At 70.7% G+C, this 14,468-nt stretch carries 15 protein-coding genes; 10 read left to right on the forward strand and 5 right to left on the reverse strand.

From position 1 onward, the window contains the following. Window positions 1-354: 354 nt before the first annotated feature. Complete coding sequence (gene miaA / locus ACFUJY_RS06290) at window positions 355-1,293, reverse strand: tRNA (adenosine(37)-N6)-dimethylallyltransferase MiaA (protein WP_383295268.1); 939 nt, start codon at window positions 1,291-1,293, stop codon at window positions 355-357. A gap of 145 nt (window positions 1,294-1,438) precedes the next feature. On the opposite strand from miaA, the gene ACFUJY_RS06295 reads away from it, so the two are divergent. Further along, a complete protein-coding gene (locus ACFUJY_RS06295; RefSeq protein WP_383295271.1) occupies window positions 1,439-1,681 on the forward strand; it encodes an antitoxin in 243 nt (80 codons plus the stop codon). A 65-nt stretch (window positions 1,682-1,746) separates the two neighbouring features. Here the strand turns inward: ACFUJY_RS06295 and ACFUJY_RS06300 are convergent, their stop codons facing one another. Both ACFUJY_RS06300 and miaB read right to left on the reverse strand, forming a co-directional pair. Further along, a complete protein-coding gene (locus tag ACFUJY_RS06300; protein ID WP_383295274.1) occupies window positions 1,747-2,460 on the reverse strand; it encodes a class III extradiol dioxygenase subunit B-like domain-containing protein in 714 nt (237 codons plus the stop codon). A 140-nt stretch (window positions 2,461-2,600) separates the two neighbouring features. Further along, entirely contained in the window at window positions 2,601-4,121 is a 1,521-nt protein-coding gene (gene miaB, locus ACFUJY_RS06305; protein WP_383295277.1) for a tRNA (N6-isopentenyl adenosine(37)-C2)-methylthiotransferase MiaB, read from the reverse strand. Window positions 4,122-4,220: 99 nt separating this feature from the next. Between miaB and ACFUJY_RS06310 the strand changes: the two genes are divergently transcribed. Next, on the forward strand, window positions 4,221-5,219 hold the full coding sequence (locus tag ACFUJY_RS06310; protein ID WP_383295280.1) for a TAXI family TRAP transporter solute-binding subunit: 999 nt from the start codon (window positions 4,221-4,223) through the stop codon (window positions 5,217-5,219). Window positions 5,220-5,231: 12 nt separating this feature from the next. Here ACFUJY_RS06310 and ACFUJY_RS06315 read toward each other — a convergent pair whose 3' ends face one another. Next, window positions 5,232-6,626, reverse strand: coding sequence for a sensor histidine kinase (locus ACFUJY_RS06315; protein ID WP_383295283.1), 1,395 nt, complete (start codon window positions 6,624-6,626; stop codon window positions 5,232-5,234). 15 nt (window positions 6,627-6,641) lie between these two features. After that, window positions 6,642-7,334, reverse strand: a complete 693-nt coding sequence (locus ACFUJY_RS06320) for a response regulator transcription factor (protein ID WP_383295286.1) — start codon at window positions 7,332-7,334, stop codon at window positions 6,642-6,644. A gap of 329 nt (window positions 7,335-7,663) precedes the next feature. Between ACFUJY_RS06320 and ACFUJY_RS06325 the strand changes: the two genes are divergently transcribed. The 8 genes from ACFUJY_RS06325 to ACFUJY_RS06360 all read left to right on the forward strand — a co-directional run bounded on the left by ACFUJY_RS06325 (window position 7,664) and on the right by ACFUJY_RS06360 (window position 14,460). Further along, window positions 7,664-8,452 (forward strand): amino acid ABC transporter ATP-binding protein, encoded by a 789-nt coding sequence (locus ACFUJY_RS06325; protein ID WP_361025186.1) that lies wholly within the window; start codon window positions 7,664-7,666, stop codon window positions 8,450-8,452. A gap of 69 nt (window positions 8,453-8,521) precedes the next feature. Further along, complete coding sequence (locus tag ACFUJY_RS06330) at window positions 8,522-9,364, forward strand: glutamate ABC transporter substrate-binding protein (RefSeq protein WP_383295289.1); 843 nt, start codon at window positions 8,522-8,524, stop codon at window positions 9,362-9,364. Window positions 9,365-9,439: 75 nt separating this feature from the next. Further along, window positions 9,440-10,108 (forward strand): amino acid ABC transporter permease, encoded by a 669-nt coding sequence (locus tag ACFUJY_RS06335; protein WP_383295427.1) that lies wholly within the window; start codon window positions 9,440-9,442, stop codon window positions 10,106-10,108. After that, window positions 10,105-11,016 carry an amino acid ABC transporter permease gene (locus ACFUJY_RS06340; RefSeq protein WP_383295292.1) on the forward strand — a complete coding sequence of 304 codons (912 nt, stop codon included), beginning with the start codon at window positions 10,105-10,107 and terminating at the stop codon, window positions 11,014-11,016. Before ACFUJY_RS06335 ends, ACFUJY_RS06340 begins: the two co-directional genes overlap by 4 nt. Before the next feature lie 221 nt (window positions 11,017-11,237). After that, entirely contained in the window at window positions 11,238-12,854 is a 1,617-nt protein-coding gene (locus tag ACFUJY_RS06345; RefSeq protein WP_383295295.1) for an FAD-dependent monooxygenase, read from the forward strand. Between the two features lie 32 nt (window positions 12,855-12,886). Then, complete coding sequence (locus tag ACFUJY_RS06350; protein ID WP_311307652.1) at window positions 12,887-12,973, forward strand: putative leader peptide; 87 nt, start codon at window positions 12,887-12,889, stop codon at window positions 12,971-12,973. A 104-nt stretch (window positions 12,974-13,077) separates the two neighbouring features. Beyond that, a complete protein-coding gene (locus tag ACFUJY_RS06355; protein ID WP_383295298.1) occupies window positions 13,078-13,593 on the forward strand; it encodes a cysteine dioxygenase in 516 nt (171 codons plus the stop codon). Window positions 13,594-14,070: 477 nt separating this feature from the next. Continuing rightward, window positions 14,071-14,460: a rhodanese-like domain-containing protein gene (locus ACFUJY_RS06360; protein ID WP_383295301.1), complete on the forward strand. Its 390-nt coding sequence runs from the start codon at window positions 14,071-14,073 to the stop codon at window positions 14,458-14,460. Window positions 14,461-14,468: the final 8 nt, after the last annotated feature.

Here is a 14,468-nt window from a genome sequence, read left to right on the forward strand (position 1 = left end):
TGGTGCCGACTGGCGCGACAGCTGTCCAAACGAAACAGACAAGCCAACCACACACTCACTCAGGGTCAGGCAATATAGCCCGGGATCGCCGGTCAGCCAAACCGGCGATCCCACGCATCATGGTTAATCCCCCAGAGCTAAGAACCGCAGGGAGGGGTCGTGCAGCAAGGTCCCAGACCCCGCCCCCAATTGACTAACTACCCATCACCAAAGTCAGTGAGAGGTCAGCACCCATCCGCAAGGACTTCTTCCTCGCGTCGGAATTCGACGAAAACGCGCAACCCGGGACTCCTCCTGACCCGCGTCGACGCCGCACTGCCTGTGCCTGCTGCACGTCGTTCTCCCCTCATGCGATCAGGCTGTAACCGCTCGTTCGATCAACGCCAGCGCCTGGCTGGGGAGTTCCCCGCGGTGCTGCACGGCACCACTGAGCCATCGGACGCGCGGGTCGCGCCGGAACCATGAGTCCTGACGGCGCGCGAAGCGTTTGGTGGCGCGCACGGTCTCGGCGCGCGCCTGGTCCTCGGTGCACTCGCCGGCCAGCGCGGAGAGCACCTGCTGGTAGCCGAGGGCCCGCGAGGCGGTACGCCCTTCGCGCAGCCCCTGCGCCTCCAGGCCGCGCACCTCGTCCACGAGTCCCGCCTCCCACATGCGGTCGACGCGCAGGGCGATGCGCTCGTCGAGTTCGGGGCGCTCCACGTCGACGCCGATCTGGACGGCGTCGTAGACCGCGTCGTCGCCGGGAAGGTTCGCGGTGAACGGCTTGCCGGTGATCTCGATGACCTCCAGGGCGCGGACGATGCGCCGGCCGTTGCTCGGCAGGATCGCGCGGCCGGCCTCGGGGTCGGCGGCGGCGAGCCGGGCGTGCAGCGCTCCGGAGCCGTGCTCGTCCAGTTCCGCCTCCAGCGCGGCCCGGATGCCGGGGTCCGTGCCGGGGAACTCCAGGGCGTCGATCGCGCCCTTCACGTACAGGCCGGAGCCGCCGACCAGGACCGGGGTGCGGCCGTCGGCGAGGAGCCGGTCGATCTCGGCGCGGGCGAGGCGCTGGTACTCGGCGACGCTGGCGGTCTCGGTGACGTCCCAGATGTCCAGCAGCCGGTGGGGGACGGCGGCGCGCTCGGCGTGCGTCAGCTTGGCGGTGCCGATGTCCATGCCCCGGTAGAGCTGCATGGAGTCGGCGTTGATCACTTCGCCGCCGAGCTGCTGGGCGAGGTACACCCCCAGGTCGGACTTACCTGCTGCGGTGGGACCGACGACGGTGATGACCCGGGGTGTGGGAGCTGAGCTTGTCACCGGCTCAGTCTCCCTCAAACCTGCGCCGCGTATCCCGAATGAGGGAAGCCCGGGCGGGGAAGGTGACGCGACAGTGCGGTCTTCCCCGTACAGTGGTTGTACATATGGGTTATTTCTCACAGTTTCCGAGCGGAGAAGGTGCCCGATGGGCTTCATGGACCAAGTGAAGGCGAAGCTGGCTCCGGCGAAGGAGAAGGTCAGCGACCTCGCGCAGCAGCACGGGGACAAGATCGACCAAGGGCTCGAGAAGGCCGCCCGGACGGTGGACGAGAAGACCAAGGGCAAGTACAGCGACAAGATCGTGACGGGCCGGCAGAAGGCCAAGGACGCGGTGGACAAGCTGGCGAACAAGGACGGCGGCACGCCGCCGCCCCCGCCCGCAGCCTGACGGCGGAACGCGTGAGGGCCTCGGAGCGGCGACCGCTCCGGGGCCCTCCGTGTGTCCCCGCGACGTCAGGACCAGGCGGCGACCAGGTAGCCCACCCCGTACGGCGCGTCCTCGTACAGCAGCCGGCCGTCCAGACCGGCCCCCTCCGCCGCGCCCGCCAGCACCTGCCAGGGCGCACGCCCCGCGGCCTTGAGCTCGTACGCGAGTGCCTCGTCCAGCGCGGCCAGTGCCTCCGGGTCGGCGGCGCCCAGGGCCCGCGCGGCCTCCGCGTCGAACGCCGCCGCGCGCTCGTCCAGGTAGCCCGGGGCCTTCAGCGTGCGGCAGGCGCTGCCGTCGCCCATCACCAGCAGGGCGACCCGGTCCGCCCGGCGGGCGAGCTCCCGCCCGGTCTCCGTGCAGCGCGCGGTCTCCAGCGGCTCGCCCACGCCCAGGGCCTCCACGGGGGCGCCGGCCCACCCCGTACGGGCGAGGAGCCAGGCGCCCACCGCGAGCGAGGGCGGGAGGGGGCGGCCGTCGCGCTCTCCCCGGTCCCGGCCGAGCCGGACCTCCAGATCGACGCCGAATTCCCGGAAGCCGCCGACGGCCCCCTCGGGGTGGGTGCCCCGCCCGGCGAGCCCGGCCGGGCCGATCACCACGAGCAGGTCGGGCCGGGAGGCGGCGAGGACGCCCAGGGCGTCGGTGCACGCCCTCCTGGCGTCGTCCAGCTCGGGTGCGGCACCGGCGGCCACGTCGGGGACGAGCAGCGGCGGACAGGGGCAGACAGCGGCGGCGACAAGCATGGTCGGCAGCGTACTGCGGCCACTCCCCCGGCCGCCCGGGCCGGGCCGTCACACCGGTGCCGCGGCCCGGGGCGGCCGCGCCGGGCCGCCGCCTCCCCCGTGCCTCAGTCGCGCCCCGTGCCTCAGTCGCGCTCCGTGCCTCAGTCGCAGCCGCAGCCCGGGGCCGCCGTCGCGGGCAGGGGTGCCGGGGCACCGATGCCCGGCAGGCCGAGCATGACGCCGGCCGGCGCGGCGGCCGGGGCAGCGTTCCGCTTCTCCCAGGCGTCGCCGGAGCGGGTCCTGCGCACGGCGACCGGGGTGCCCTCGGCGAGCAGGTGGTGCGGGGCGGCGTAGGTGATCTCGACGGTCACCACGTCACCGGGGCGGACGTCCTGGTCCGGCTTGGTGAAGTGGACCAGGCGGTTGTCGGGGGCGCGGCCGGACAGCCGGTGGGTGGCGCCGTCCTTGCGGCCCTCGCCCTCGGCGACCATGACCTCCAGGGTGCGGCCGACCTGCTTCTTGTTCTCCTCCCAGGAGATGTCCTCCTGGAGGGCGGACAGGCGCATGTAGCGCTCCTGGACGACCTCCTTGGGGACCTGGCCGTCCATGTCGGCGGCGGGGGTGCCGGGCCGCTTGGAGTACTGGAAGGTGAAGGCGTTCGCGAAGCGCGCCTCGCGGACCGCGTGCATCGTCTGCTCGAAGTCCTCCTCGGTCTCGCCGGGGAAGCCGACGATGATGTCGGTGGAGATCGCGGCGTCGGGCATCGCGGCCCGCACCTTCTCGATGATCCCGAGGAAGCGTTCCTGCCGGTACGAGCGGCGCATCGCCTTGAGGACGCGGTCCGAACCGGACTGCATCGGCATGTGGAGCTGCGGCATCACGTTCGGCGTCTCCGCCATGGCGGCGATGACGTCGTCGGTGAAGTCGCGCGGGTGCGGCGAGGTGAAGCGGACGCGCTCCAGGCCCTCGATCTTCCCGCAGGCGCGCAGCAGCTTGGAGAACGCCTCGCGGTCGCCGATGTCGGAGCCGTACGCGTTGACGTTCTGGCCGAGCAGGGTGATCTCGGAGACGCCCTCGGCGACCAGGGCCTCGATCTCGGCGAGGATGTCGCCGGTGCGCCGGTCCTTCTCCTTCCCGCGCAGGGCCGGGACGATGCAGAAGGTGCAGGTGTTGTTGCAGCCCACGGAGATGGAGACCCACGCCGCGTACGCGGACTCGCGACGGGTGGGCAGCGTGGAGGGGAAGGCCTCCAGGGACTCGGCGATCTCGACCTGCGCCTCCTCCTGGACGCGGGCACGCTCCAGCAGCACGGGCAGCTTGCCGATGTTGTGCGTGCCGAAGACCACGTCGACCCAGGGCGCCCGCCGGACGATGGTGTCCCGGTCCTTCTGGGCGAGGCAGCCGCCGACGGCGATCTGCATGCCGGGGCGCTTGGTCTTCATGGGGGCGAGCCGGCCGAGGTTGCCGTACAGCTTGTTGTCGGCGTTCTCGCGGACCGCGCAGGTGTTGAAGACGACGACGTCGGCGTCGCCGTCGGAGCCCTCGGGCGCGCGCACGTAACCGGCGTCCTCCAGGAGCCCCGACAAGCGCTCGGAGTCGTGGACGTTCATCTGGCACCCGTAGGTGCGCACCTCATAGCTTTTTCTGACGTCCACTGCTTCGCTCCGGTTGCCGCTGCTCATGGGACAAGGGTAGGTGGTGCCCGGGCTCGCTCCGTCTCGGGCGGGCGATCCGACGACGCCCCTGGCCACGGCCGGGAACGACCTGGCAGGATCGCCGCCATGCTTCCGGCCCTGTCCCGAATCGGCCGGCGTCGCTCGCTGCGGGCGGGCGCCGCCCTCGCCGTCGTGCTCGGGCTGCTGCTCTGGTGGCTGCTCCCGCTCGGCGACCCGGCGCCCACCGGCAGCCTGTCGTTCAGCACGGGGGTGCGCAGCGGCGTCTACCAGCGCTACGGGGAGCGGCTGAAGGGGGCCCTGGCCAAGGATCTGCCCGATGTGTCGATAAACCTTCAGACGAGCGAGGGCTCGCAGCAGAACCTGGCCAGGGTCGCGGCGGGCGAGGCGGACTTCACCATCGCCACCACCGACGCCGTCGCCACCTATCTGCGCGCCCGCAAGCCCGGCTACGAGCGGCTGCGGGGCTGTGTCCGGCTGTACGACGACTACATACAGCTGGTCGTGAGGAGGGGCTCGGACATCGACAGCGTGGCCGACCTGCGCGGCCGTACGGTCGCGGTGGGGCAGTCGGGGTCCGGGGTGAAGCTGGTCGCGGACCGGCTGATGACGGCGGCCGGCCTCGATCCGGTCCACGATGTGACGCCGTTGCCGGTCGGCATCGACACCATGCCGGAGCTGCTGGAGGAGGGCAGGATCGACGCGTTTTTCTGGTCGGGCGGACTGCCCACGACGGCGGTGGCGGATCTGTCGGACCGGTTCCCGGTCCGGCTGATCCCGCTGGAGGAACCGCTGATCAAGCAGCTCCAGGCGGCGGGCGGTTCCACCCGCTATTACCGGTCGGCCGTGATGCCCGCCGATGCCTATCGCAACGCTCAGCAGGGCCAGGCCGTGCCCACGGTGGCGGTCGCCAACGTGCTGGTCACCACGGACCGCACGGACGCCGCGATGACCGAGGCGTTCACGAGGACCGTGATCGACAGCCGCGACCGCATCGGGCGCGAGGTACACGCGGCGCAACTGGTGGACCTGCGTACGGCCATCTACACCGATCCGCTCCCGCTGCACGAAGGGGCGAAGCGCTACTACCGCTCGGTCAAGCCGTAGCGCACCCGCTCCTCAGCCCTTGGGGTCGTGGCGCGGCACGGAGACCGTCACGCTCAGCCCGTACGGGTCCTTGCGCGCGTACGACAGCGAGCCGCCGCCCGCCGCCAGGAGGGCCTGGGAGATGGAGAGGCCGAGGCCCGAGCCCTGCACGTTCTGGTGCTGCGAGCTGCGCCAGAAGCGGTCGCCGACCCGTTCCAGCTCCTGGTCGGTGAGGCCGGGGCCGCCGTCCGCGACGACGACCGTGACGTCCTGGCCGCCGGAGGCGACGGTGACGCGGACCTCCTCGCCGGCGGGCGTGAATTTGAGGGCGTTGTCGATGATGGCGTCGAGCGCGCTGGACAGGGCGATGGGGTCCGCCCAGGCCGTGACCGCGGGCGGCCCGTCGGCCCGGAGCCGCACGCCCCTCTCCTCGGCCACCGGCCGCCAGGACGCGACCCGTTCCGCGGTGAGGGCCCCGATGTCGGTGAGCCGGAGGTCGCTCTCGGCGTGCTCGGCGAGCGCGAGGTCGAGGAGGTCGTCCAGGACCTGGCCGAGGCGGCGGCCCTCGGTGCGCACGGAGGCGATCTCCTCGTTGCCCTCGGGCAGTTCGAGGGCGAGCAGTTCGATGCGCAGCAGCAGGGCGGCCAGCGGGTTGCGCAGCTGGTGGGAGGCGTCGGCGACGAAGGCGCGCTGCTGCTCCAGCACGTCCTCGACGTTGTCGGCCATCTCGTTGAACGAGCGGGCCAGCCGCCTGAGTTCCGGGGGCCCGCCCGATGCGGCGACCCGGGAGCGCATCCGGCCGCTGGCGATGTCGTGGGCGGCGGCGTCCAGGGTCTTGACGGGCAGCAGGACCCAGCCGGTGAGCCGGATCGCGGCGCCGACGGCGACCAGCATCGCGACCGCCTCGCCCGCCGCGATGAGCAGCCAGCCGCGGATCGTGTCGCCGCGCATCTGGCCGGTGGGCGAGTCGATGACGACGACGGCGATGACGTCGCCGTCGCGTACGACGGGCGAGGCGACGACCACACGGCCGTTCTGCCAGGGCCAGACCTGGGGCGGATCGTGGCTGCGGCGGCCGAGCAGCGCCTCGCTGAACGCGGCGCGCCCCTCCCCTTCGGCGGGCAGCCGCCAGTCGTCCGGGGCCTTCGCCATGGCGGAGTCGTCGCGGTAGAAGACACCGGCGCGGATTCCGTACACCGAGTCGTACGTCTCCAGCTCGGTCTGGAGGGTGCGGCGCCGTTCGTCGTAGCCGCGGGTGCGCTCGGTGATGAACTGGGCGAGGGCGGCGAAGCGTGCCGTGTCGTCGATGCGGTCGATCACGACGCGCTGCTGTTCGGCGGCGGCCACACTGACGGCGAGCGGGAAGCCGAGGGCGAGCAGGACACTCGCCATCAGGACGATGAGCAGCGGGAGCAGCCGGGTGCGCACCGGGGACGTACGCCTTTACGCGGACGGGGAGACGAGGCGGTAGCCGACCCCGCGCACCGTCTCGATGAGGGCGGGCAGCCGCAGCTTGGAACGGAGCGAGGCGACGTGCACCTCCAGCGTGCGGCCCGTTCCCTCCCAGCTGGTGCGCCACACCTCGCTGATGATCTGTTCGCGGCGGAAGACCACACCGGGCCGCTGGGCGAGCAGCGCGAGCAGGTCGAACTCCTTGCGGGTGAGCTGCACTTCCGTCCCGTCCACGCTGACCCGGCGGGTGGGCAGCTCGATGCTGACGTGCCCCAGGCGCAGCGCCCCGACCGGGGTGGACACGGTGTCCTCGTTGCCCGCGTTGCGCCGGCTGACCGCGTGGATGCGGGCCAGCAGCTCTCCGGTGTCGTACGGCTTGGTCACGTAGTCGTCGGCGCCGAGGTTGAGTCCGTGGATGCGGGAGCGGACGTCGGCACGGGCGGTGACCATGATCACCGGCACGGAACTGCGCTTGCGGATCTTGCCGCACACCTCGTAGCCGTCCTGGTCGGGAAGGCCGAGGTCCAGGAGCACGACGCCGAAGGGCTCGGTGTCGGTGGGCAGGAGCGCCTGGAGGGCCTCGTCGCCGCTGCGGGCGTGGACCACCTGGAAGCCGTGCCGGGCGAGGATCGCGGACAGGGCGGCGGCGACGTGGTTGTCGTCCTCGACGAGCAGCAGTCTCATGGCCCCCCTCTGGCAGCGGCGTGTGGTCGGTGATCGGGTCCGGACGATCATGTGCGCCCCCGGCAACTTCCCCGTTCCGGGGCGTTCCACATAGGGGTGTACCAGGGAATCCACGCCGATGCGCGGGGGACAGTCAAGGGCCTGCCCGTTGTATCCGGGTTTCCGTTATGCACCCGGTACGGCCGGTACGACCGGCGTGACGTCCCGTTCACGCGGAGTGTCCGGTTGCCGCCGGATCGTTATGCTCAATTTCCGCTCAGATGTAATGACGTTCGTAGCACTGCGTCACTAGGGTCCTTCCCAACCGAGGAGGACGGAGCAAGAAGCCGATGAGCGGAGTTTCAGTGACCAAGGGCGCCGAGGACGCTGCACCCGCGCCCGCCGGCGATCTGGTTGTGCTGAGCAACGTCAACAAGCACTTCGGCGCGCTGCATGTGCTCCAGGACATCGACCTGACGATCGCCCGCGGCGAGGTCGTGGTCGTCATCGGGCCGTCCGGGTCCGGTAAGTCCACGCTGTGCCGCACGATCAACCGCTTGGAGACGATCGACTCGGGCGCGATCACGATCGACGGGAAGCCGCTGCCCGCGGAGGGCAAGGAGCTGGCGCGGCTGCGTGCCGACGTCGGCATGGTCTTCCAGTCGTTCAACCTCTTCGCGCACAAGACGGTCCTGGAAAACGTGATGCTCGGCCAGCTGAAGGTCCGCAAGACGGACAAGAAGGCGGCCGAGGACAAGGCGCGTGCGCTGCTCGACCGGGTGGGCGTCGGGACCCAGGCCGACAAGTACCCCTCCCAGCTCTCCGGCGGCCAGCAGCAGCGCGTGGCGATCGCCCGGGCCCTGGCCATGGATCCGAAGGTCATGCTCTTCGACGAGCCGACCTCCGCGCTCGACCCGGAGATGATCAACGAGGTGCTGGAGGTCATGCAGCAGCTCGCCCGCGAGGGCATGACGATGGTCGTCGTCACCCACGAGATGGGCTTCGCGCGCTCGGCGGCGAACCGGGTCGTCTTCATGGCGGACGGGAAGATCGTCGAAGAGGCCACGCCCGACCAGTTCTTCAGCAACCCGCGCAGTGACCGGGCCAAGGACTTCCTGTCGAAGATCCTTCACCACTGATGGAGCCTTCAGCACCGGCATCCGTATCTGCTGATCACTCACATCACGTCAATCATAGGGAATCTCACCATGCAGCTTCGTAAGGTCACCGCCGCCTCGGCCGCCGTGCTCGCGCTCGCCCTCACCGCTACCGCCTGTGGTTCCGACGACAAGGACGACTCGGCCGGTTCGGGCGGCGGCAAGAAGATCACCATCGGCATCAAGATCGACCAGCCGGGTATCGGTCTGAAGACCCCGGACGGCAAGTTCACCGGCTTCGACGTCGACGTCGCCACGTACGTCGCCAAGGAACTCGGCTACGACGCCGAGAACATCGAGTTCAAGGAGACGAAGAGCGCCGACCGCGAGACGGCGATCTCGCGCGGTGACGTGAAGTTCATCGTCGCCTCCTACTCGATCACCGACGAGCGCCTGCAGAAGGTCGACTTCGCCGGTCCGTACCTGCTGGCCCACCAGGACATCCTGGTCCGCGCGGACGACGACTCGTTCAAGAAGCCCGAGGACCTGAACAACAAGAAGCTCTGCTCGGTCGCCGGTTCGACCTCCGCGCAGAACGTCCATGACAAGCTGGCCCCGAAGGCGCAGCTGCTGGAGTACGGCGGCTACTCCGAGTGCCTGACCGGCCTCGAGAACAAGGCCGTCGACGCGCTGACCACGGACGACAGCATCCTGGCCGGCTACGCCTCGCAGGACGCCAACAAGGGCAAGTTCAAGCTGGCCGGCTTCAAGATGACCAACGAGAACTACGGCATCGGCCTGAAGAAGGGCGACGCCGACCTCAAGAAGAAGATCAACGACGCGCTGACCAAGATGGTCAAGGACGGTTCGTGGGACAAGGCGGTCGAGACCAATTTCGGTCCGGCCGGCTACAAGAACGAGCCCGCCCCGAAGATCGGCAACGTCGTCAAGTGAAGCAGGGCTGACCGGGCGCGCCGCCGCTGACCGGCGGCGCGCCGCGCCCTCCTACACGTGGAAGCACGGGAGATCGTGTTCGACTTTCTTGATGGTTATGACCTGTTCGGGGCCTTCTGGGTCACGGTGAAGCTCACCGTGTTCTCCGCCCTCGGCTCCCTCATATGGGGAACGCTGCTGGCCGGCATGAGGGTCAGCCCGGTCCCCCTGATGCGCGGCTTCGCGACCGTCTATGTGAACGTGATCCGGAACATTCCGCTGACCGTGATCATCGTCTTCGCCTCGCTGGGCCTCTTCCAGACCCTTCAGATCACCCTCGGAGGCGGTGGCGACTTCACGACCATCAACTTCCGGCTCGCGGTGCTCGCCTTCACCGCCTACACCGCGTCGTTCGTGTGCGAGGCCCTCCGTTCGGGCATCAACACGGTGCCGGTCGGCCAGGCGGAGGCGGCCCGGGCGCTCGGGCTCAGCTTCACTCAGGTGCTGCGGCTGATCGTGCTCCCGCAGGCGTTCCGTTCGGTGGTCAATCCGCTGTCCAACGTGCTCATCGCGCTGACGAAGAACACCACCGTCGCGGCGGCGATCGGGGTCGCGGAAGCCTCGTACCTGATGAAGAAAATGGTCGAGAACGAAGCCCAGTTGCTGCTGATCTCCGGCGTGTTCGTCCTCGGCTTCATCATCCTGACCCTCCCGACCGGCCTCATCCTCGGCTGGGTCGCCAAGAAGGTGGCGGTGAAGCGATGAGCTCCGTCCTGTACGACGCCCAGGGGCCCCGCGCCAAGCGGCGCAACATCCTGTACACCGTTCTCTTCGTGCTGGCCGCCGCGGCGGTGGTGTGGTGGGTGTACGACGGCCTCGCCGAGAAGCACCAGCTCGACTGGGCCAAGTGGAAGCCGTTCTTCGTCGACACCCAGGCCTGGGAGACGTACATCTGGCCGGGCTTCCAGAACACGATCAAGGCAGCGTTCTACGCGCTGCTCATCGCGCTGCCGCTGGGCGCGCTCTTCGGTATCGGACGGCTCTCGGACCACCGCTGGGTGCGCGTTCCGGGTGGGGCGGTCGTGGAGTTCTTCCGCGCCATTCCCGTGCTGCTCCTGATGATCATCGCCAACGCCATGTACTCCGAGTACACCGACCTCGAACCGGACACGCGTCTGCTGTACGCCGTCGTGACGGGCCTGGTGCTCTACAACGCCTCGGTACTCGCCGAGATCGTACGGGCCGGCATCCTGACGCTGCCACGCGGGCAGACGGACGCGGCCAAGGCGATCGGTATGCGCAAGGGTCAGACGATGATCTTCGTGCTGCTGCCGCAGGCGGTCACCGCGATGCTGCCGGCCATCGTCAGCCAGCTCGTGGTGATCGTGAAGGACACCGCTCTCGGTGGCGCCGTGCTGAGCTACCCGGAGCTGCTGGCCTCGGTACGGCCGATGTCCGCGAACTACGGTTCCAACACCATCGCCTGCTTCACGATCGTCGCGTTGGTCTACCTGGCGCTGAACTTCGCCCTGACGTCCTTCGCGAGCTGGCTGGAGCGGTGGCTCCGGCGCGGGAAGAAGAGCACGGGCGCGGTCGTGGGCACCGGCCCGGGGGGCGAACTGGAGACGATCGGTGCGCCGTCGCTCAAGACGGACGACGGAAGCGCCGTCTGACGGCTCGTCGCACGACGCCCGCGAGGGGCGGTGGCACACCTGCCACCGCCCCTCGCCGCGTTCCGGCGTCGCTTGACGCAAGCACCGGCAGTAGGTTGCATACGTTCTGTGATCGCGCACCGAGTCCCCGACGCCGCAGCACCCCCTCCGACGCCCGCGCACCTTCCGTTCCGTTTCACCGGACCCGTTCGTTCCGCCGCGCTTCCGACGGGGGACGCGCCGTGGACCCGGTGATCGTCGTCGGGGCCGGGCCGGTCGGCCTGGCGCTCTCGCTGGCCCTCGCCGCGCAGGGCGTGCCGTCCGTGCTGCTCGACGAGGACCCCGAAAGCAACGAGACCCGCCCCGCCCGCACGGTCGTGCTGCGCGAGGAGACCGCGGCCTTCCTGGAGCGGCTGGGCTGCAAGGCGCTACGGGACGAGGGGCTGCGCTGGTCCGGCTGGCGTTCGGTGCGACGCAGGCAGCTGGTGCGCGAACTGCCGCTCGGCGAGGACCCGGTCCCGGGCAGCGGTGTGCCCGCCGCCCCCGTGCACGTACCGCAGCACGCGCTCGTCCGGGGTCTGCGGGACGCGGTGGCCGCGCAGGAGCTGGTGCGGACGGCCGGGCCCAGCCGGATCGACACGCTGGAGCAGGACCCGGCCGGGGTCACCGTGCACACCAGGGAGCCCGGATCGACCTGGTGGCGCGGGAGTTACCTGGTCGGCTGCGACGGGGCCCGGTCCACCGTGCGCAAACTTCTCGACATCCGGTTTCCCGGGCGTACGGCGGTGGAACGGCACGCCGTGGCCGCGCTGCGCGCCGAGCTGCCCCGGCCCGGTGAGGCCGTGCTGCACCGGTCGCCGCCCTGGCGCACCGGCGGCGCCGAGGTGACGGCGCGCCCGCTGCCCGACGACGTGTGGCGGCTGGACTGGCTGCTGCCCGCGCGCGGCGAACTGGTCACGCCGGACGCTCTCGTCACCCGGGTCCGCGACACCCTGGCCGGCTGGTGCGGCGACACTCCCCCGTACGAGCTGCTGGACACCGGGGTCTACACGCTGCACCACCGCCTGGCCCGCCGGTGGCGGGTGAAGCGGTCCTTCCTGGCCGGGGACGCCGCCCATCTGCTGGGTGCGCTGGGGACCCAGGGGCTCGACGAAGGGCTGCGGGACGCCGAGAACCTGGCCTGGAAGCTGTCTCTGGCCTGGCACCACGGGGCGTCCGACGCGCTTCTCGACAGCTACCAGGCCGAACGCCGGGCCGCCGTCGCCGCACGGCTGCGCGCCGCCGACCAGTCGCTGCCGATACTGCGGGGCGGCGGAGGTCTGCGGACGCTCGTACCGGGGAGCGCACGGGGGCACGACACGCTGCTGATGGACGGACATCTGGGCTGCGGCCCCCTCGGTGCGCCCCCTTCCTACGCGCTGTCCCCCCTTGCGCCCGCGCGCACCGAGGCGCACACGTCGGTGGGCACGCCCCCCGGTGCGCCGGTGGCCGATGTGCGGGTCACGGCGCCCGACGGCACGCCGGTCCGGCTGCGCGAGCGGCTGGGGCAGGGGCAGTTGCTCGTGGTGCTGGTGGCGCCCGGCACCGGGGTGTGGGACCGGCGCCACTGGATGCGCGCCGGCGTGATGCCCCGGCTGGCGGAGGCCGTCGCGGGGCTGCCGGTGAAGGCCGAGCTGCTGGTGACCGAGAGCTATCCGGGGGCCTCCGCGCACACGGTCCTGCTGGTCAGGCCGGACGGACATCTCGTGGAGACGTTCGGCGGGGTGCGTCCGGCCGAGCTGTTCGCGGCGGCGGACGCGGCGCGCGGCGGCGCGGCCCGGACGTCGGTGCGTGCCGACAGCACCGCGGACGTCAATTGACCCTCACGGGCGCGCGTGGTCTACTCCCGGTCATGACCGACACCGATGTGCGCCTGTGGCGGAGGGTCCATATGGACCTGCTCCGCTACGCGGGCTGCGTGTGTCGCCCGTCCTGCTGAATCGCCTTCCCCTGCCTTCGCCGTGCGCTGTGCCGTACGGCGGGGCGTCCGCGCGAACTCTCAGGACGGTCTCCGTGTCTGCCTCTCCGTTCCCCGCTGTCCCCGTGCCCACACGCACATCCGGTCCGGCTCCGACCGCCGCGGAACTGCTCGACTTCGTCCGTCGCACCGCCGAGGACACCGCACTCGTCGCCTCACTGCCCCTCGACCCCGAAGGCCGGACCTGGATCAGGCTCGACGGTCCCGGTGGCAGCGAGGCCTGGCTGATCGGCTGGCCACCGGGCACCGGCACCGGCTGGCACGACCACGCCGAGTCGGTCGGCGCCTTCCTCACCGCGGCCGGCACGCTCCGGGAGCACTCCCTCGCGGCCCGGCTGCCCACCGACGGCTGGAAGACCCTCGAACTGACCGAGGACATCGACCGCACCCGGGAACTGCGCCCCGGCCGGGGCAGGGCCTTCGGCCGCCACCACGTCCACGAGGTGCTGAACGAATCCCCCACGGAGCACGCCGTCTCCGTGCACGCGTACTACCCGCCGCTGCCGCGTATCCGCCGCTACAGCCGCACCGGCGCGGTGCTCCGCCTGGAGCAGACCGAGGGACCGGAGGACTGGCATTGACATCCTCCCCGCCCTGAAGAAGGGCGGGGATTCCTGGTTCACGTTGGCCGGGGACCTGCGGCGGCACCGAAGCACCCGCACGCAGCCACGCCATCGGCTGCCGCGCCTCAGTCAGCAACCCGTCCAGCTGCGCCGGACCACACGTCGCCTTCTCGACAGCGCTCCGGTTCGCGACATGGACCTTGCGGGACATGGCCACGCACTCGTTCCACACCCACCGACACCGCGCCCACTCAGCTTCCAGCCGGGCGAGCGCGGACGACGACACGCGCAGCCGCTAGGTGTACCGGGCATGCCGGCCCTGCCCTGCCCTGCCACTGCCTTCGTCGCCATGATCTGCAACGTAACAGCCCTCACTGACAACGAAAGAAAGCACAGGTCAGAACCAATGCGCAGCGAACTCCGCCGCTTCGCGGCTCCACCCCGAGAACCCCTCCTTCCCCACCCCCAAGAACGAGGCACCCCGGGAGAATCAAGGTGAGCGACGAGGCCCTCGGTATCGACGAGTTGCTGGAGCGGGTCAGGGCCGGTTACGAACGGCTCGGCCCGCAGGAGGCGTGGGCGGCTGCCTCCGAAGGCGCCCTGCTCGTGGACATCCGCTACGCGGAGCTGCGCGAGCGGGACGGGCTGATCCCGGGGGCGCTGGTCATCGAGCGCAACGAGCTGGAATGGCGGCTGGACCCGCGGGGAAGCCACCGGGTCCCGCAGGCGGTGGACCACGGCTTGCGCGTGGTGGTGATCTGCAACGAGGGTTACGCGTCGAGCCTGGCGGCCGAGTCGCTGCACCGGCTCGGGCTCCACCGGGCGACGGACCTGGTGGGCGGCTTCCAGGCGTGGCGCGCGGCGGGCTTTCCGGTCGAGACGTGAGACGAGGG

Source organism: Streptomyces sp. NPDC057249 (assembly GCF_042669245.1).
Lineage (GTDB): Bacteria > Actinomycetota > Actinomycetes > Streptomycetales > Streptomycetaceae > Streptomyces.

Coding starts and splice junctions, on each gene's coding strand:
- ACFUJY_RS06340 (WP_383295292.1), top strand. CDS start 10,105: ATGAGCTCCGTCCTGTACGACGCCCAGGGGCCCCGCGCCAAGCGGCGC.
- ACFUJY_RS06310 (WP_383295280.1), top strand. CDS start 4,221: ATGCTTCCGGCCCTGTCCCGAATCGGCCGGCGTCGCTCGCTGCGGGCG.
- ACFUJY_RS06330 (WP_383295289.1), top strand. CDS start 8,522: ATGCAGCTTCGTAAGGTCACCGCCGCCTCGGCCGCCGTGCTCGCGCTC.
- ACFUJY_RS06320 (WP_383295286.1), bottom strand. CDS start 7,334: ATGAGACTGCTGCTCGTCGAGGACGACAACCACGTCGCCGCCGCCCTG.
- ACFUJY_RS06300 (WP_383295274.1), bottom strand. CDS start 2,460: ATGCTTGTCGCCGCCGCTGTCTGCCCCTGTCCGCCGCTGCTCGTCCCC.
- ACFUJY_RS06325 (WP_361025186.1), top strand. CDS start 7,664: ATGAGCGGAGTTTCAGTGACCAAGGGCGCCGAGGACGCTGCACCCGCG.
- ACFUJY_RS06350 (WP_311307652.1), top strand. CDS start 12,887: ATGACCGACACCGATGTGCGCCTGTGGCGGAGGGTCCATATGGACCTG.
- ACFUJY_RS06295 (WP_383295271.1), top strand. CDS start 1,439: ATGGGCTTCATGGACCAAGTGAAGGCGAAGCTGGCTCCGGCGAAGGAG.
- miaB (WP_383295277.1), bottom strand. CDS start 4,121: ATGAGCAGCGGCAACCGGAGCGAAGCAGTGGACGTCAGAAAAAGCTAT.